Source organism: Pseudoalteromonas sp. SMS1, assembly GCF_021530565.1.
GTDB lineage: Bacteria > Pseudomonadota > Gammaproteobacteria > Enterobacterales > Alteromonadaceae > Pseudoalteromonas.
Window position 1 is genome coordinate 114,605 of record NZ_JAKGBI010000015.1, and the last position, 18,183, is coordinate 132,787.

The following is an 18,183-nucleotide window of genomic DNA, read 5'->3' on the forward strand; positions in this document are numbered from 1 at the left end:
TAGCATCATTGAAAATACAGCGAATATTGCATAGGTACATGTCAGAGAAAAAGCGTCCTACTGGTGCCAAGTCTAAGCCTAAAAAAACAACTCGAAAATCACCTAAATCGAAAACTTCGTCACCGTCGTTAAAACAGCGTCTTAGCCTGTTTAAATCTAGATTGTTAAAAACACTTTGGTCTTTGTTTTGGAAAGGTGGACTTGCTGTTTGTTGCGCAGTAGCACTGTACGTCATTTATCTCGATTCAAAAGTAAGTAAACAGTTTGAGGGCAATAAATGGCAATTGCCAGTTCAAGTTTACGCACGTGCGATGACGTTTCATCCTGATCAATACTTATCAGAGCAGGAAGTGCTCTGGGAATTAGAACGATTAAATTATTCTCGTGTCAATCGTATTAAGCGCACTGGTCAGTATTTAGTACAGGGGCGCACAATCACTGTCTACCGTCGCGCATTTGAATTTTATGAAGGCGAGGAAAGTGCGACTGAGTTTACCCTGAACTTTGCAGGGAAAAAACTGGCCAGTATTGTGAATAAAGGGGGGAGAAGAATTCCCACCGCCCGCCTTGAGCCGGTGCAAATAGCACGGATAGGCAATGAGACGAAGCAAGACAGAGAGTTTGTTCCGTTAGATAAATTTCCCAGTGTTTTAAAACAAGCGTTATTAGTTGTTGAAGATCGCAATTTTTATGAACATCATGGCGTTTCACTTTGGTCTATTATGCGTGCGTTGTATAGCAATATCAGGGCAGGGCGAACAGTACAGGGCGGCAGTACCTTAACGCAGCAACTCGCAAAGAACTTTTATCTTACTAGAGAACGTTCTTTGATAAGAAAAATAAACGAAGCTTTTATTGCGCTAATACTCGACTATCGCTACAGCAAAGATGAGATTCTTGAAGCCTATCTTAATGAAGTGTACTTGGGACAAGCCTACAACCAAGGTGTACACGGTATGGGGTTGGCCTCCGAATTCTACTTTGCCAAACCGGTTGATGAATTGGAGTTTGATCAAGTGGCGTTGCTGGTGGCTATGGTGAAAGGCCCATCGTTTTATAACCCAAGACGATATCCAGAACGTACGATGGAGCGCCGAGATTTGGTTTTAAGGCTCATGGCTGAAAATGGCATTATCACCACGACTGAATATCGCAGCGCATTAGATCGCCAAATTGAGATCCAGCCTCTGAAAGAGAGCATGCTGCAGTCATATCCTGGCTATTTAGAGCTTGTCAACAGAGAGCTCAAAAACTTAGTGCCAAATGAAGATGTTGTGCATGCTGGTGTTAGAATCTTCACTTATTTCGAACTGCAAAAACAAAGTGCGATGGAAGAAGCCATTACGTCAGGTTTGCCGTATTTGGAGAGGCGCTTTGGCACGTCAGGGCTTGAGGTGGCGATGTTGTCGGTTAATACTGCGAAATCGGGCGTATCAGCTCTGGTGTCGGGTAGGCAAATGCGCTTTTCTGGATTCAATCGAGTATTAGATACCAAGCGTAGTGTGGGATCGTTAGTAAAGCCTGCGATTTATCTGACCGCGCTTCAGCAGGGTTATAATTTAGGAACTCTTGTGGATGATTCGCCGCTTCAAGTGACGAATGCAGCGGGTAAAACATGGGCTCCTGAAAACTTTGATCATAAATTTAGGGGACCAGTCCCTTTGTATCGCGCATTTAGTGAAAGTTTGAACATCCCCGCGGTTAATTTGGGGTTGGACGTTGGTGTTCATAAAGTGGCCAGTACGATAACTGAGTTAGGTGTTGATGAAGATATTCCGACTTACCCTTCGATGTTATTGGGGGCCGTCGAACTCTCTAGCTTCGATGTTGCACAGATGTATACCACAATGGCTGCAAATGGTCGCTATAGTGCATTGACCAGTATTTCCGCCATCACAGATGCCACGGGCAGAATGCTATATAAACATCAACCAGAACGCGCTCAACGATTTGATCCCGCATCTGTGTACATGACCAAGTATGGGTTGAAGCGTGTAACCAAAAGTGGTACGGGTAAACGCCTCAATCAGCACTTTCCGGCCGTACAGTTAGCTGGTAAAACAGGGACAAGTAACGATTTAAGAGACAGTTGGTTTGCGGGGTTTGATCACAATACCGTCACGGTCACGTGGATAGGGCGTGATGACAATAAACCTGCAAAGCTAACTGGGGGGAGAGGCGCATTAGAACTATATATTCGCTATTTGAAACCGTTGAATCCACAAGCAATAGCAGACGACAGACCAGAGGGGATACGGTGGGCATTTGTGAATAAGCAGACCGGTCAGCAAGCCGCGCCGCACTGTGGGCCAACCATTCAGCTCCCACTTAGAGCTGAATTGTTTGACCCAAAACCGAGATGTCATTAATTAAGTTCTGAATTGACTCATGGCTGATTTTAAGTGCGCAGCCATATTACTCAGTTGATGCGCATCTTCTTGGGTTGCTTCCGCTGATCCGAGGGTGTGCTCTGCTAGTGAACTGATTTCACTCGACTCTGACAGTGCCTGCTGAGTTGCTTGTGTTTGTTGTTGGACTAGCTCTCTTATAACATGGCCTTGTTGATCTATGTCAGTCATGCTTTGTTCCGCGGCACTCAAAATGGCATTGGTCTCGGTGGCTGCTGTTACACCGCGCTCCATCTTTTCCACGCTACTCAGCATTTTTTGCTGAGTATCGTTGGACGCATTTTGAAGTGATTTGATAATGGAGTGGATTTCTTCCGTTTGCTGTTGAGTTCGCTTTGCCAATGTCCGGACTTCGTCGGCAACAACTGCAAACCCGCGTCCCTGTTCACCCGCTCGTGCCGCTTCGATGGCTGCGTTGAGTGCGAGTAAGTTGGTCTGTTCAGCGATTTCGCTGATCCCAAGGCTGACCTTGCTGATGTTTTGGCTGTCTTGAGCAAGCTTATCAAGTGCTTGTCTACTTTCTTCAAACTCTTGTTGTAGCACCGTCATGTGTTGCGCAAGTTCCGTCGTATTAATACTTCCCTGTTTTACTTGCTCAGCAGCCGTACTGGCTAATTCGGTGGCATGCTGAGCTGAACTTTCTACGGCATCCGCAGCATTTGCCATGTCTGACAACGCGGCATGAATACCGCTAATTTTAATTTGTTGCTGCTCCACATCATGTCGGGTGTCTTGGCTAATGTGGCTGAGTTTGTCAGTGGCGTTGTGTAGGTCACTAGACGTATTGTGCACATCGCCTAACAGCTCAGTAAATGCATCTAGAACACGGTTATATTGGGCAACAATGTCATTTAACTCGTCATCCCCATGAGATTGTGCTTTCGCCCTCAGATCTCCTTGTGCAGCACGCTGCGCAGACTGTGAAAACTCAGAAATTGTATCAACGACCGCAAAGTAAAAGCCGAGCATCAAATACAATGCGATCAGCAAGCTTAAAATGGACGCTGCGGCCACAATGTTTCTAATCATCTGTTCTTGTTCTAGCTTTTCTTGAAGCAGGTTTTTTAGCGTAGGCAAAGCCGCCTCTACCAATGTTCGGGTTTTTCTTTGTACATCCTGATGGGCGCTTGTGAACGCCGCTGCACTGAGTTCAATATCATCGGGCTCTAGCAGCTTGGTACGTACAGCCAGTTGATAGCTGTCCAGTGCGCGGTTTAGCGTGTCGATGTGCGTCGATAGTTGTGCCTTGACCTTACTATTTTCAAGTGTAGCGACATCAAGCTTATCAAGTAGTTGCCCTTTCACAATAGGCAGCGCTTTATTCAGGTTTGAGAGTGCAATAAAGGAATCGGGTGTAAATCGACCCCGTTCAATAATTGCATTGGCTTGCTCAGCAATATTATTAACCTGATAAACCAACTTGGGAAGAGATTCCACCAGCGAGCGGTTAAGGTAAGAGCGGCTCAGGTCGTTGTCAATGGCGAGTTTAGAGGCAATAGAAACCTGTTCTAAGGGCGTATTTGACGCTTTACTGTTCACCATTAAGCCACTGCGTTTGAGCAATTGCAGATTGTCACCTTGGCGATTATTTATAATATTCTCAAGCAGCTGAGGATATAAATTTAGGCCTTGTTGCTGCTTTTTGCTGACCTCTATTGAGTGGGTCAGAGTGGAGTTTAAAAAAAACAGGCTTAATGCCAGAGGCAAAATAAGAATACCGAAGACTAAGCTGATTTTTGTTTTGTATTTTAACTGCGCCATAAACGCAATGGCGGGGCTACAAACTGATCTGAGTCCTGTCATAATTTAATTCTTTGTTATTGAGTCACGAGATAAAGACCTTGTTAATACAAAGAATAGTTCAAAGAAATCGGATTTTTTTTGAAGTTGAAAAAAAAAGCCCAGAAAGGGCTTTTTATTTTCACTTCTTAGCATCGAAGGAAGACAAGCTGTGTGATTAAGCGGCTAGTTTGGCGAAAGCACGATCTGCAGCTTTGATTGTGTCTTCAATGTCTTGATCACTGTGCATTGTACTCACGAAGCCTGCTTCGAATGCCGAGGGGGCAAGATACACACCTTCTTCAAGCATTAAATGGAAGAAGCGTTTGAATTTCTCTAAATCACATTCAGTCGCTTGTTGGTAGCTATCTACACGTTCAGCAGATGTAAAGAAGAAGCCGAACATACCACCTGCGTAATTCGTCGTCAGTGGAATGTTATGTCTGTCTGCTGCGGCTTGAAAACCAGCGCACAGTGCTTTAGATTTCGCTTCTAACGATTCATGCAGCCCTGGTACGGATAACAGCTCGAGTGCTTTTAGCCCTGCAGCCATTGCAATTGGGTTGCCAGACAAGGTGCCCGCTTGATAAACAGGCCCGACTGGCGCAATAAAGTCCATTATTTCTTGTTTACCACCGAAAGCACCGACTGGCATACCCCCACCGATAACTTTACCCAAACAGGTTAAGTCTGGCTCGATGTTGTAGTATTGCTGAGCCCCACCAAGCGCAACCCTAAAGCCCGTCATCACTTCATCAAAAATGAGCACCGAGTTATTATCTGTACACACTGAACGCAGTCCTTCCAAGAATCCTTCAACAGGAGGGATGCAGTTCATGTTGCCAGCGACAGGCTCAACGATCACGCATGCAATTTGATCTTTGTATTGTTCAAAAATCGCTTTCACTTCATCTAAGTTATTAAAAGACACCGTCAATGTGTGTTTTGCAAAATCAGCAGGAATACCAGGTGAGTTTGGAACACCCATTGTTAATGCACCTGAACCTGCTTTGACAAGTAAAGAGTCTGCATGTCCATGGTAGCAGCCTTCAAACTTAAGAATTTTATCTCTACCCGTAAAGCCACGAGCTAAACGAATTGCACTCATAGTGGCTTCCGTACCTGAGCTCACCATGCGCACTTTTTCAATCGATGGGACCAGTTCCTTGACTTTTTCAGCCATCAGAATTTCAGTTTCGGTCGGCGCTCCATAGCTTAAGCCGTTTTCAACGGCGTCCAATACAGCTTGCTTGATTTGCGGATGATTGTGGCCAAGGATCATTGGTCCCCATGAGCCAACATAATCGATATACCGATTATCATCGGCATCATAGGTGAAGGGACCTTGTGCTTTAGTAATAAACAATGGCGTACCACCTACACCATTAAATGCTCGAACAGGGGAGTTTACACCACCTGGAATAGAGGCTTGGGCACGCTCAAATAAATCTTGGCTAATTGTCATAATGTGTCCTTTTTGATTAACTTTGGCGCTTTCTGCTAAACCAAGGTACGTTAGTCTCGTATTGTTGTACTTTGTTTTCGACACCTAATGTCAATGCGAAAAGTGCCATACGGATCAATACGCCGTTTTGTACTTGTCTAAAGATGGCCAAGTTATCATTACTATTTAAATCGTTGTCTAATTCATTTGCTTCACTGCGGCTATCACGAGGAAGTGGGTGCATCAACACAGACTCAGGTTTACAGTGTGCGTCATAGATAGCCTGGCTGATCCTAAAGCCACCACGGTACTTGTTGGCTTCTTCCTGAGAAGGAAAGCGCTCTTCTTGAATACGTGTTTGGTACACAATATCCGCCGCTAAATTGCCTTCCATTTTCGATACCAGCTCAATTTGGTGACCGGCATTTGTCACAGCATCTAATACATAATCAGGCATTTGCAGCCCATCTGGGGCAACCATGGAAAATTTAATGTTTTTATAGTGGCATAACAGCTTAGAGAGTGAGTGAACGGTACGCCCGTATTTCAAATCTCCGACTAATGCGATGTGCATGCCATCTACGCCACGACCAAATCGACCTAGCTCGCGATCAATAGTAAGTAGATCAAGTAGCGCTTGAGTCGGGTGTTCATTTGGACCGTCACCGCCATTGAGCACCGGCACATCAGAACCAGTCGCAAACTCTGCAACACTGCCCGCATCCGGGTGTCGCATTGCAACGGCATCGGCATACGCTGAGATTACACGCGCTGTGTCATACAATGACTCACCTTTTGCTAAAGCTGAGCTTTGCATACCCGTTGTTTCTCTTACCAGACCACCTAGTAGGTTGAATGCAGTACCGAAGCTGACACGTGTGCGGGTACTTGGTTCGAAAAACAGGTTGGCAAGTACAGCGCCTTCTAGCACTTGGGTACGTTTATGCTTTTTAGCATAAGGTTCCATGCGTTTGGCGACTTCAAAAATAAGTTCTATTGCTTCTCTATCTAGTTGATTGACAGAAAGGATGTTTTCACCTTGGAAACTTAACATGCGGCGATTCCTAATCACAGATTGACAACAGGAGGCAGGCTGCACTCCTAACCGAGATAACCTTGGCAACACTAGGTTACTGGAACGACATAATAGCATAGTTCCTCGCTATCTGGTGAGTATGACGGCATGGTGTCCGTCATATTTACACTAAAAAAAAGGTTTTAACACTGCGAGTAGAATAATTGGGAGTAACAAGAAAACAGGGAACTCGTTGTAGTAGCGGTAGAAACGCGTGCTACGTTTGTTTCTGTCGTGTTTGAAGTCAGCTAAGAGCTTAAAGCAGTATGCATGATAAATATATAAAATGATGACGAACACCAACTTATAATGCAGCCATAAGTTGTATTTAAACCACTCTCTACCGTACTCGACAATTGTGAGTACACCAAATACCGTCGTGAGGATAGCAAACGGCGTTACGAAGTAGAGTAGGCGTCGCTCCATAATTTTAAGCATGGCTTTACATGCTTTTTCTTCTGTCATTGTGTGGTAAATAAACAGTCGTGGTAAGTAAAAAATTCCAGCGAACCAAGCAACCATAAAAAAGATATGCAAGGCTTTGTAAATCAACAACGCACTCATAATGCCCCTTATGCTTATGTTAAAGTAAACTATTTCTCATTGTTAAAATGTGTCTTAATTTATCCCAGCGAACAACGCCCATAATTTGTAAGCTGTCTTTTTGATTGTAGACATAAACCGCACCTGAGCGTTTATCTTTAAGTAATTCAAACGCTTCAGCCAAAGTTGCCTGTGTGCTCAGGCCCTGTAAAGGCACATATTTAATCGTGGCACTGTCATCTGAGACGAGTGTTAAATCGTACTCTGCCAATTGATAACCGGTTTCCTCATCATAAACAATTAATGGGGTCTGGCTATCAACTGCGGACAGCGTTTCTTTGATCTGGGCTTTGTCATTTGAATAAAGCAATTTGAAATCTTCTTCCATTTCTTCGACGATCCCGACTTTTTGCAATGCCTCTTTTGCAGGAGATACTTGATAAGGTAATCCTTGGAAGTCAAGCTGTTGTAAGAAAATTGAGCGATTACCAAACACTTGCAATGCAGTCACATAGGCGGTTGAGATGATCAACATTGCAGGTACGACAATTTGAGGGTTGGAGGTTAATTCCATGACCGCAGTTAAGGCCGCTAATGGGGCATGTAACGTGGCTGCAAGTAATCCAGCCATACCCAATACACCGTAGGTACCAGCTACCGCAATGTCAGGGGAAATGAACTGGGCAAAAAAGGCCATTAAAGTACCCATGATAACCCCCAGACCGATGACTGGCCCTATCAACCCACCAGGTATACCAAGTCCAATAGCAAAAAGTGTTGCCAAAAGCTTTGCAATAAAGATTGTGGTTAAAAGTTGCAGGTTTTCTGGCGTTTCTACTGCAAGTTTTATGGCACTCATGCCTGAGCCCATCGCTTCTGGGACGAGGTAACCAATCAAGCCTGCGATGAGTCCGGCTAACAGTAATCGGGGGAACATACTAATTGGCTTAAATGTTTTGATAATTAACATGAGGTTTTGATTAAAGGCAAAAGCAATAGCACCCAGAGCAAATCCACAAATAATTAAATAGGGGTAATGCCAAAAGCTCAGCATTTCTATTTGAATAAGCGACAGCTCGGATACATTACCAAATACAAACTGTGTCGCTAACGCACCGGTTACGGCGGCGAGCATGATAGGTACAAAAATATGAATTTTATATTCTCTGAGCACGACTTCCATGACAAAAATGACCGCGGCGAGGGGCGTGTTGAATGAGGCTGCGATTCCCGCTGCAACGCCACATCCTGCTAATGTTCGTGCTGCATTGTGGGGCAAATGTAATCGCTCTGTTAGCACGCTGGCACCTGTTGCTCCCATATGTACGGAAGGGCCTTCTCTTCCAACGGAAAACCCACAGATGAGTGCAATCCCGCCACCAAAAAATTGGTTGACAGAATTCCAAATTGGCATGTGACCGTAATGATGTTTAATACGATTAATCACAAATGGAATACCGAGACGATAGTGCTTGAACCCTGTTAGACTGGCAAACAAGGCAATAATTAAAGCGGCGCCTACTGGCAGGAGTAGTCTTTGGTGTTGTGCCAATGTCGTAAAATCATCATGGCTATCTAAAAAAAAGGACTGGACCAGCTCTATCATGAGTCGAAATAAGATGATCAAGACAGCAGCGATTAGACCCGCGCATACGCCAAGCACACAGAGCTGTGCTGAAGTCTTTGGTTTTGCAAGACGGCGCCTTACTTGATCAAGAGTCATAATTTGTCGCTGAGTTAGGAAATATACTTGTATTTTATCAAAAGATAATCGCTAAGTCCCTGACATAAGTCTAGTTGTAGAGTCAAAATATCTCGTATGCGGCATTTCCAGTTGTCCCAATGCGTGTTGAGCCATCCGTTGTCAGATACTTGATTAAAATAGTCGGGTATTAGATAATTCCGCTAATTATTGTACAAGGGTCGAATGCACATGTCAGAAGAGTTACCTATTAAATTTAGCGATGCGGCGGCTGCGCGCGTAAAAGAGCTGATCTCTGAAGAAGAAAATCCAGATCTGAAGCTTCGCGTATATGTAACTGGTGGAGGATGCTCCGGTTTCCAATACGGCTTTACGTTTGATGAAAAAGTAAATCCGGGTGATTTGGAAATTGAGAAAAATGGTGTGGTCATGGTGGTTGACCCAATGAGTATTCAATACTTAGTAGATGGAATTGTTGACTATACAGAGGGTCTCGAAGGCGCACGCTTTTTTGTGAATAACCCAAATGCAACAACAACGTGTGGCTGCGGCGCAAGCTTCAGCGTATAGTTAGACTCAACATAATCTTGAAAAGCCATGCATCAGCATGGCTTTTTTATGCCGGGTTAGTAACGTGGATCATCAGCACGAAAAAGCCTAGGACAAATGCCGAGAAGGCGAGAATATAAACAAATCCGCGTTTCCCCTGCTTAATAGGCACACCATTTACCTTTAAAAAGTAATACCATCCAAAACAAAGAATGAGTGGCAGTAAAAATAAGATTCGAATCATTTTTGCACCCTTATTTTAAAATTAAATTTAAGGTTAGCTCTAAATAACTAATTTTAAAAGAAAAATAAATTATTTCAAATACTGGTACAAGATATAAAATTTTTGTTAAAGTGTACCCTGTACCTTACATGAAAAAAATGAATATAATTTTTCAAAAATTTATTAGGTTTTAGCGCTAAGATAGTCTATACCTAATTGGGTACACAGGAACAAGGCCTGTTGGCAAAACAGGAAATACGCAAGATCCATAGGGTCTGTAGCGAGTACTTTTTCTTATATACGAAGTGCAGCTGAGTGAGACGGGCAAATTTCACGAGGCTGCTTAAGATAAATCATCAAGTAGGAGATGTTTATTTATGATGGGTAAAACGGTTTCTTCAGAAGAAAACGGAAAGTTAACAAAATGGTTGAAATCAAAGCGTCATGAGAAGGGTCATACAATGCGTAGCCTTGCTCAAGTTTTAGGCACGCCGCATTCTTTTATTGGTAAAATTGAAAATCAAGAGCGTCGTTTAGATGTGATCGAGTTCTTGCGCTATTGTGAGGCACTGGAAGTAGACCCATACGAAGGCCTTTCACTAATTAATAAAGAAGAGCTATAAATCCAAGTGGATTGAAAAGCAAGGTGCAAGGAAATGCACCTTAATTTTGCTGATGATAGGATGCTTCTATTTTATAAAGTTTGTGCCTAATACAGTAGAGGAAGAGCAGAGAAGGCAAAACCATTAGCGCAGTGATCACAAAGAAAACAGCCCAATCCCCATCTAACCAATCATCTATCACCACACCACTGTAACTTGATAATAACGTGCGGCTTAAACTACCCAATGAAGCGAGTAAAGCATAGTGTGTTGCACTGAAAGTTCTGTCACACAACATTGAGATAAAAGCAACTAAAGCAACTAGCGACCAAGCTTGAGTGAAGCCATCGATGACAATTGCAAGTGCATACAAATGCTCTTTGGGGCCCGCAATGGCAATCCATGAAAACATCAAATTAGATGCCGCCATAGCAAGTCCACTGATAAACAAGCCTTTGACAATCCCATACTTGTGGTTGAATATACTGCCCAAAAACGCAAAAACAATGGTGATCAGTCCTGTTCCAAGCTTTGAGTACTGCGCAATTTGGGTGTTGCTAAAACCTATTTCTTTGTAAAACACGATAGACATACGTGCTAAGAATGCTTCACCGATTTTGAACAAAAATATGAAAGTGAGCAGTGCAAGAGCCGTACTGACCCCATTTTTTTTGAAAAAACTCATAAAAGGGGCGACGATAGTCACGCCTAGCCAGGCAAGTAGTTTATTGAACTTAGAATGCCCGATAGCAGATAGCTTTTCCTCGTAGTCTTTTTGTATCTGTGCTTGTGCAGTATCCCGATGTGATTCTGGTTCTTTGGCAAAAAGGGTGACAGCAACAAGTAAACACATAATCCCTGAAAGCACCAAGTAAACATCTGGCCATTCAACATGGGGTAAATCGGCGGCGAAAAATGGAATAGCGCCTAATAGTGCATAACCCGTCCACCACCCTGAAGTGGCCATCGCTGCAGCTGCTGTGGATTTCTCACTTTCGGCTTGTGGCAGTATATCAATACGATAGCCATCAATTGCAATGTCGTGGGTGGCAGCAAACAATGCAATCAAAAAACACAATAACGCAGCATGAAATAACTGGTTTTGTAGGTCAACAAATGCCAGTCCAATTGCACTGAGTGTGATAACGATTTGTCCGAGTAGAATCCAACTGCGTCTTTGCCCCAACTTTGAACCTAAAAAAGGCAACGTTAAGCGATCAACCAGTGGCGACCACAAAAAGTTGATAGTATAAGCACTGAATACAATGCCAAATAAGCCGATCAGACTCCGGCTTAATCCTTCATCTTTAAGCCAAGCTGACATGACTGAGCCGATAAGAACCCAAGGGAACCCTTGGCTCATGCCAAAGGCAAATACAGTCACTAAACGCCTATCTTTGTAATAGCTGAGATATCTAGCAATGCTGGTGATGGTCGCCATAACCCTAGTTAAAACTCTTCAGCAGGCAAAATATCGATGCTGTAGATGAGCACCGTTGTTTTTGGAATAAAGCTGTAACCCAACTTCTTATTGTAGCCCGTCTCAACTTGCATGATTTTATCAAGGGTTTCATAACCATCGGTGACATTACCAAAGACTGCAAAACCCCAGCCTCGACCCGGATTCAAGTGGTCGTTGTCATCCATGTTAAAAAAGAACTGCCTTGTGCCCGAATGCGGTTTGTTGTCCTGATAAGCCATGGCGACCGAGTACATATCGTTTTTCATGCCATTTCCACTTTCATTAAAAATAGGCTTTCTTTCAAACATGCCATCATAGTCTTTATCGTAACCCCCCCCTTGGATAACAAAGTCTTTTTCGTTAGCTTCGTCACGTTCTACACGATGAAAAACAGACCCTTTATAGTCATCGTTGACCACATAGGTCAAAAAGTTATTTACTGTGATGGGGGCGCGTGAGCGATCGAGTTCCACAGTAATTTTGCCAAGTGAAGTATTGATCTGGACTTTTGGAAACAGGTTGTCTTTTTGTACAAATCGCCCTTCTTTATTTCCTGCAAAGGCGAGTGTACTGGTCAGTAAGGTGATTATAAGTATCGCACTGCGTATCATCTTGGTCCCTTATTACATTACTGTGAGATGAATTGAGTAAGCTCTTGGTCTTTAACCATATGCGTTACTAACTGTTGCGCCAACACGTTCAATTGGCCTTCTACTTTGGCCTGATCATGCTTCAGTGAGCCGGTTAATTTCCTGGTACCCGTAAAAGATTTTACAAATGTACTTTTGCCTTTGCTGACAGTAACCACAAATTCAGCTTGCGCATTGCTCTCATGTTTCGTGTAAGTTTCTGATACAAGTGCTAAAAACTGCTTTACTTGAACCGTAATTTTTACATCTGCACTAGTTACAATGTCTGCGCCATTTGCCTTAAAAGCACCATTGATTAACTTTGAGATGGTGACGGGTAAGTTTGCATCAGGTAGATACACTGCAGGTTCTTTATCGAGCACTTTAACAGTAAACTTGGAGGTTCTGAGGTCTTCTACTTCGATAGACACGGGTTGATTAATGGTCGTGACTTGTCCTGCTGAGTAACTCGGATTAAGGATCACCGCTTTTGGTGAGCTGGCACATCCTGACAAAAGAGATACGATGCCTACGGCAGCCAGTGATTTAATGAGATTGGCCATAGATTAGCTCCTTTTAATTACACTTAACACGGTAAATTTTTTATTATTGCCAAGTACCTTACAGTTCCCAAACAGACGCTGCAACTTGTCTTGGTAATCTAAATGACGATTGCCGATAATTCTTAACTCCCCACCATTTCGCAAGGTGTATTTAGCTTGTAAAAACATCTGCCATGCAATGTGATCGGTGATTGCTTGAGCCTGATGAAATGGGGGGTTGCAAAGTACTAAATCAGCACTATTGGGTTCAAAATCAGAGAGGCAGTCATTGTGCACAAATTGGCAGTCAGCCAAACGTGTAGGTAAATTGTGGCTCACATTGTGTTTTGCTGTAGCAACTGCCATTGCAGATTCATCGACAAAAGTGACCTTGCTATTTGGCATTCGATTCAAAGTTTGCAGCCCAATCACACCATTTCCGCAGCCTAGATCAATAATATTCATCGATTTTTTACCAGCAGGAAGATAGTTCAAGAAAAACCTAGCGCCAATATCAAGGGAATCTCGTGAAAAAACATTGGCATGGTTAAAGAGCGTGAAGTCTGTATTTTCAAGCGGCCAAGATACAGGGAACTTACTGTCGACTGGCTTAGCTGTGGTTTTGGAGAAAATTAAACGGGACTTTTTCACCGCAAGGCTGGTCTTTGGCTCGGATAAAAAATGATTGAACGATTTTAGTGTTGAGGTGTGTATTTCTTTTGCTTTACCGGCAGCGATAACAGGAATATCTGCAGGTAAATGACTGAGCAAAGAGAGTTGATACTGTAAAAATCCCGCATTTTTTGGAATCTTTATAAGAACCAAGTCAATGTCTGTCGGCAAAGTTTCCAAACTGTCTAAAAAGGTAATGTGTTCAGTTGGTAATTGATTTTCAGATAAGTTGTGCTGACACGCTGCTTTACTTACAAAGGAATCATTCGCAAAAAATAGGGTTGGCAAAGTCTGGTCTTTACCCAAAACAACGCTTGAAGCACAGCACAGCGCACCAAAACTATCATTGAGTATTAGTATTTTGTGTGCAGTTGGGTGCGCAGATACGATATGATCAAGGAGGTATTCGTCTGCGGCGTCCCATGCTTGTAGACTGCGATTTTTTTGTTCAAGAGGAAATCGATGTAATATAAACGGGTGGTTTGCAAGTACCGCTTCGGTTGTCATAGTTTTATATTTTTCACTAAATTGTGGGTGCATAATAACATGTCAAAGCTGAACAAAGAATGTTTGCCCAAAGGCTTTCACTATTTTCCTCAAGGCATTTCATTTGATAAAAGCTTAGCGTTATATACGCATTTATGCGCTCAACTGCCTTGGCAGCAACCTGAAATACGGGTATACGGGAAATTACATCGAATCCCTCGCCTACAATGTTTTGTTGCTGAGCGAAGTGTCAATTACGGTTATTCTGGTAAACGGCTTGAAAGTTGTGATTGGTTGCCAGTATTAAGTGCAATTCGAGCACGCTTACAGCAGCAGTATGGTCAGCCTTTCAATGCGTTGTTACTAAATTGGTATCGGGATGGGCAGGATACCATGGGGTGGCATAGCGATGATGAGCAAGAGTTGGGTGAGGAGCCCATGATTGTATCCGTTTCTTTGGGTGCTTCAAGGGTCTTTAAAATCCGCAATAAAGTGACACGGGAGACCTATTCAATCCTACTAGAAACGGGCAGCTTTTTGGTGATGTCTGGGCGTAGTCAGCATGACTTTGAACACAGTTTGCCTAAGCAAGCCAAAGTATCTCAAGGTCGAATAAACCTGACATTTAGAACGGTTGGTTAATTCGGTCTATCCGCGTATAGTATAAAGCAATTTCCAAGACCAACCTGAAAAGGGCACTATATAGATGTCTATGCAGCAACAAATCCATGCAAAGCTTGCCGATGCGATTGTATGTACGCACCTCGATGTTATTAATGAAAGTCATATGCACAGTCGTGGCAGTGACTCGCATTTCAAAGTAATCGTAGTAAGTGAGGAGTTTTCTGGATTACGATTACTACCACGACACAGACGAATTAACGACGTCTTAAAATCAGAGTTGGCAAATGATATCCATGCATTAGCAATTCATGCATACACCCCCGAGGAGTTTGATGAGTCAGAGCACTCCGTGCCGGCATCCCCTCAGTGCTTGGGCGGTTCAAAATTTGATAAATAGCTGATCAGACCTGTATTTAGACGATCAGACATTACACTATAGGCAATTTCTGGCACCCTCTTTGACAAGTTTCATGACTTAATGTGGTAAAGGTGTGCCTAAATCACTTGAAACATATTCAAAATTTAGTAGGAAACAAAATGGTAATTAAGCCGAAGATCCGTGGTTTTATCTGTACCAATGCTCACCCAGCTGGTTGTGCTGCACATGTTGAAGAGCAAATTTCATACGTGAAGCAGCAAGGTGAGTTACAAAATGGACCGAAAAATGTACTGGTTATCGGTGCGTCAACTGGCTACGGTTTAGCATCACGCATCACTGCTGCATTTGGTTCTGGTGCGAAAACGCTGGGTATTTTCTTTGAGAAAGAAGGTACTGAAAAGAAAACTGCTTCAGCGGGTTGGTACAATACTGCAGCATTCCAAAATGCCGCTGACAGAGCAGGTTTATGGTCTAAGAATATCAATGGCGATGCGTTTTCAAATGAACTAAAAGAAAAAGCCGTTGAGACGATTAAAGCAGAGATGGGTAAAGTTGACCTAGTTATCTATAGCTTGGCTTCTCCACGCCGCACAGATCCAAAGACCGGTGAAACACATAGCTCAGTTCTTAAGCCTATTGGCGAAGCAATCACAACTAAAAACTTGAATACGTCAAAGCGTATTATTGATGAAGTGAGCGTTGAAGCTGCCAATGAAGACGAAATTGCTAACACCGTTAAAGTAATGGGCGGTGAAGATTGGGAGTTGTGGCTAGCAGCATTGAAAGAAGCGGATGTCTTAGCTGACAACTTCAAAACAACAGCATACACCTACATTGGCAAAGAGTTAACATGGCCAATTTACGGTCATGCAACGATTGGCAAGGCAAAAGAAGACTTAGATCGTGCTGCTGACGCGATTAAAGTATCAACGGCGGCATTAAATGGTGAAGCCTATGTGTCTTCTTTGAACGCGGTTGTGACACAAGCGAGTTCTGCAATTCCGATTATGCCGCTATACATCTCTGCTCTATTTAAAGTGACAAAAGAAGATGGCACTTATGAAGGCACGATTGAGCAAATTCATGGCTTGTTTAATGAAAACCTGTATGGTGAAACACCGCGTTTTGATGACGGTGGTCACCTATTCCAAAACTATAAAGAATTGGAAGCGGGCGTTCAGGCACGTATTCAACACATTTGGGACACGGTAGCGACCGATACCATAGATTCGTTAACTGATTACGAAGGTTATCACAACGAGTTCTTAAAATTATTTGGTTTTGGCGTAGATGGCGTTGATTATGATGCCGATGTAAATACTGTTGTTGAAATCAACGGGTTAGTATAATTTTTATACTTTAGGCGGAGCGTGTTTGCTTCGCCTTTCCACATTTCTTTTCTTAATCCAATCACTTCACTTTCTCATTCAATACCACTTTGGTCTATATTGATTTAATTGCAATTAGCTGAACTGAGCTAAAACCATTGTTAAGTCGTATTAATTTGATAATTCTACTCGCATAGTCAGGGCGATTAATGTTAAAATTGCGGGAATATGTGAGGACTATATATCACGGCGCTTATTTTTGGTTGATTTGGCTTTTGTCAAGTCATAAACATGATGGGCGAGTTCTTTGATACCAAAAACTAGATGAGATGGCTGCCGTGGTAAGTAAAGATTTTTCAATTTCTTTCCGTTAATGTAATGCAAGTGCGTATGATCAACATAAAAAAAGGTCTGGACTTACCCATAGAGGGCGCACCACAGCAAGCTATTCATGATGGCGCTGCCATCAAACGTGTAGCTGTGCTTGGTGAAGAGTTTATTGGTATGCGTCCAACCATGCATGTCCGCGTGGATGACCAAGTCAAAAAAGGCCAAGTTCTTTTTGAAGACAAAAAGAACCCAGGTGTCAAGTTTACTGCGCCAGCCTCTGGTGTAGTTAAAGAAATCAACCGTGGTGCTAAGCGTGTGCTTCAATCTGTCGTGATTGAGGTCCAAGGCAATGAGCAAATCACTTTTGACAAGTTCTCGGCTGCTGATTTAAGCAACCTAGACCGCGAAAAAGTGAAAGAAGTGCTTATTGAATCTGGTCAATGGCCAGCGCTACGAGCACGTCCATTTAGCCGAGTAGCAGTGCCTAGTGCAGCTCCGAGCTCAATCTTCGTGACAGCCATCGATACTAACCCATTAGCAGCAGATCCAGCAGTGATCATTGCCGAAAACGTTGAAGCGTTTGAAGCCGGTCTTGCCGTTGTGTCTCGTCTAACTGATGGTAAAGTTTTCGTGTGTAAGCAGTCAGGTAGTAAAGTACCTAGCTCTTCATTGTCGCAAGTTGAAGTTCATGAGTTCGCAGGTGTGCACCCAGCTGGCTTAGTGGGCACTCACATCCACAACTTAGATGCAGTTGGTGCAGACAAGCAAGTTTGGCACTTAGGTTACCAGGACGTTATTGCGTTTGGTAAACTGTTCCTTACTGGCGAAATCTACACTGATCGAGTCGTTTCTTTAGCAGGTCCTCGCGTAAAGAATCCTCGTTTGGTTAAGACTCAAATTGGTGCGTCGCTAACAGATTTAGTATCAGGTGAAGTTGAAGACGGTGATAACCGAGTCATTTCTGGCTCTGTGTTAGCTGGTAAAACAGCAACCGGCGCTCATGCTTTCCTTGGTCGTTATCACGTACAGGTTTCAGTGCTTCTTGAAGGTCGTGAGAAAGAGCTATTTGGTTGGATTGCACCAGGTAGCAATAAATTCTCAGTAACACGTACATTCATTTCACACTTAGCACCTAGCCGTTTGTTCAAGATGACAACGTCTACTGGTGGTTCTAAGCGTGCAATGGTGCCAATCGGCAACTATGAGCGTGTTATGCCTTTGGACATCCTACCAACGCTATTACTTCGTGATCTTATCGCAGGCGATTTAGACAGTGCTATCTCACTAGGTGCACTTGAGCTTGATGAAGAAGATTTAGCATTGTGTACCTTCGTATGTCCGGGCAAGTATGATTATGGTTTAATCCTGCGTGATTGCCTGACTACTATTGAGAAGGAAGGTTAAAA

At 43.2% G+C, this 18,183-nt stretch carries 17 protein-coding genes; 7 read left to right on the plus strand and 10 right to left on the minus strand.

The features are described 5' to 3' along the window. The first annotated feature begins 38 nt into the window (after positions 1–38). A complete protein-coding gene (gene mrcB, locus L1286_RS16360) occupies positions 39–2,369 on the plus strand; it encodes a penicillin-binding protein 1B (RefSeq protein WP_235408115.1) in 2,331 nt (776 codons plus the stop codon). Here the strand turns inward: mrcB and L1286_RS16365 are convergent, their stop codons facing one another. The 5 genes from L1286_RS16365 to L1286_RS16385 form a co-directional block, all read right to left on the minus strand. Then, positions 2,370–4,211 carry a methyl-accepting chemotaxis protein gene (locus L1286_RS16365; RefSeq protein WP_235408116.1) on the minus strand — a complete coding sequence of 614 codons (1,842 nt, stop codon included), beginning with the start codon at positions 4,209–4,211 and terminating at the stop codon, positions 2,370–2,372. It abuts the gene before it with no gap. Positions 4,212–4,365: 154 nt separating this feature from the next. Beyond that, positions 4,366–5,652: a glutamate-1-semialdehyde 2,1-aminomutase gene (gene hemL, locus L1286_RS16370; protein WP_235408117.1), complete on the minus strand. Its 1,287-nt coding sequence runs from the start codon at positions 5,650–5,652 to the stop codon at positions 4,366–4,368. Positions 5,653–5,668: 16 nt separating this feature from the next. Beyond that, positions 5,669–6,685, minus strand: a complete 1,017-nt coding sequence (locus L1286_RS16375) for an aspartate carbamoyltransferase (RefSeq protein ID WP_235408118.1) — start codon at positions 6,683–6,685, stop codon at positions 5,669–5,671. Between the two features lie 150 nt (positions 6,686–6,835). Next, positions 6,836–7,270, minus strand: a complete 435-nt coding sequence (locus L1286_RS16380) for a CopD family protein (RefSeq protein ID WP_235408119.1) — start codon at positions 7,268–7,270, stop codon at positions 6,836–6,838. A gap of 19 nt (positions 7,271–7,289) precedes the next feature. Further along, the gene (locus L1286_RS16385; RefSeq protein ID WP_235408120.1) at positions 7,290–8,972 is read right to left on the minus strand and encodes a chloride channel protein; all 1,683 of its coding nucleotides are present in this window, start codon (positions 8,970–8,972) and stop codon (positions 7,290–7,292) included. Between the two features lie 210 nt (positions 8,973–9,182). On the opposite strand from L1286_RS16385, the gene erpA reads away from it, so the two are divergent. Further along, positions 9,183–9,521: an iron-sulfur cluster insertion protein ErpA gene (gene erpA / locus L1286_RS16390; protein ID WP_063373153.1), complete on the plus strand. Its 339-nt coding sequence runs from the start codon at positions 9,183–9,185 to the stop codon at positions 9,519–9,521. Positions 9,522–9,567: 46 nt separating this feature from the next. On the opposite strand, the gene L1286_RS16395 is transcribed toward erpA, so the two are convergent. Next, positions 9,568–9,744, minus strand: a complete 177-nt coding sequence (locus L1286_RS16395; protein ID WP_235408121.1) for a hypothetical protein — start codon at positions 9,742–9,744, stop codon at positions 9,568–9,570. A 356-nt stretch (positions 9,745–10,100) separates the two neighbouring features. Here L1286_RS16395 and L1286_RS16400 point away from each other — a divergent pair, with 356 nt between their 5' ends. Next, positions 10,101–10,346: a helix-turn-helix domain-containing protein gene (locus tag L1286_RS16400; RefSeq protein ID WP_023399554.1), complete on the plus strand. Its 246-nt coding sequence runs from the start codon at positions 10,101–10,103 to the stop codon at positions 10,344–10,346. Positions 10,347–10,386: 40 nt separating this feature from the next. Here the strand turns inward: L1286_RS16400 and L1286_RS16405 are convergent, their stop codons facing one another. Genes L1286_RS16405 through L1286_RS16420 form a run of 4 tightly spaced genes read right to left on the minus strand, consistent with a single transcriptional unit; the run spans position 10,387 to position 14,137 of the window. Next, positions 10,387–11,766, minus strand: coding sequence for an AmpG family muropeptide MFS transporter (locus tag L1286_RS16405; protein ID WP_235408122.1), 1,380 nt, complete (start codon positions 11,764–11,766; stop codon positions 10,387–10,389). Between the two features lie 8 nt (positions 11,767–11,774). Then, a complete protein-coding gene (locus L1286_RS16410; RefSeq protein WP_235408123.1) occupies positions 11,775–12,398 on the minus strand; it encodes a peptidylprolyl isomerase in 624 nt (207 codons plus the stop codon). A gap of 17 nt (positions 12,399–12,415) precedes the next feature. Continuing rightward, entirely contained in the window at positions 12,416–12,979 is a 564-nt protein-coding gene (locus L1286_RS16415; RefSeq protein WP_235408124.1) for a YajG family lipoprotein, read from the minus strand. Positions 12,980–12,982: 3 nt separating this feature from the next. Continuing rightward, the gene (locus L1286_RS16420) at positions 12,983–14,137 is read right to left on the minus strand and encodes a methyltransferase (protein WP_235408125.1); all 1,155 of its coding nucleotides are present in this window, start codon (positions 14,135–14,137) and stop codon (positions 12,983–12,985) included. Between the two features lie 39 nt (positions 14,138–14,176). Between L1286_RS16420 and L1286_RS16425 the strand changes: the two genes are divergently transcribed. The 4 genes from L1286_RS16425 (at position 14,177) to L1286_RS16440 (ending at position 18,181) form a co-directional block, all read left to right on the plus strand. Continuing rightward, on the plus strand, positions 14,177–14,758 hold the full coding sequence (locus tag L1286_RS16425; protein ID WP_235408126.1) for an alpha-ketoglutarate-dependent dioxygenase AlkB family protein: 582 nt from the start codon (positions 14,177–14,179) through the stop codon (positions 14,756–14,758). A 64-nt stretch (positions 14,759–14,822) separates the two neighbouring features. Continuing rightward, entirely contained in the window at positions 14,823–15,137 is a 315-nt protein-coding gene (locus L1286_RS16430; RefSeq protein ID WP_235408127.1) for a BolA family protein, read from the plus strand. Positions 15,138–15,277: 140 nt separating this feature from the next. Continuing rightward, entirely contained in the window at positions 15,278–16,468 is a 1,191-nt protein-coding gene (gene fabV, locus L1286_RS16435; RefSeq protein WP_235408128.1) for an enoyl-ACP reductase FabV, read from the plus strand. Positions 16,469–16,837: 369 nt separating this feature from the next. Further along, entirely contained in the window at positions 16,838–18,181 is a 1,344-nt protein-coding gene (locus tag L1286_RS16440; RefSeq protein ID WP_235408129.1) for a Na(+)-translocating NADH-quinone reductase subunit A, read from the plus strand. The last annotated feature ends 2 nt before the right edge of the window (positions 18,182–18,183 follow it).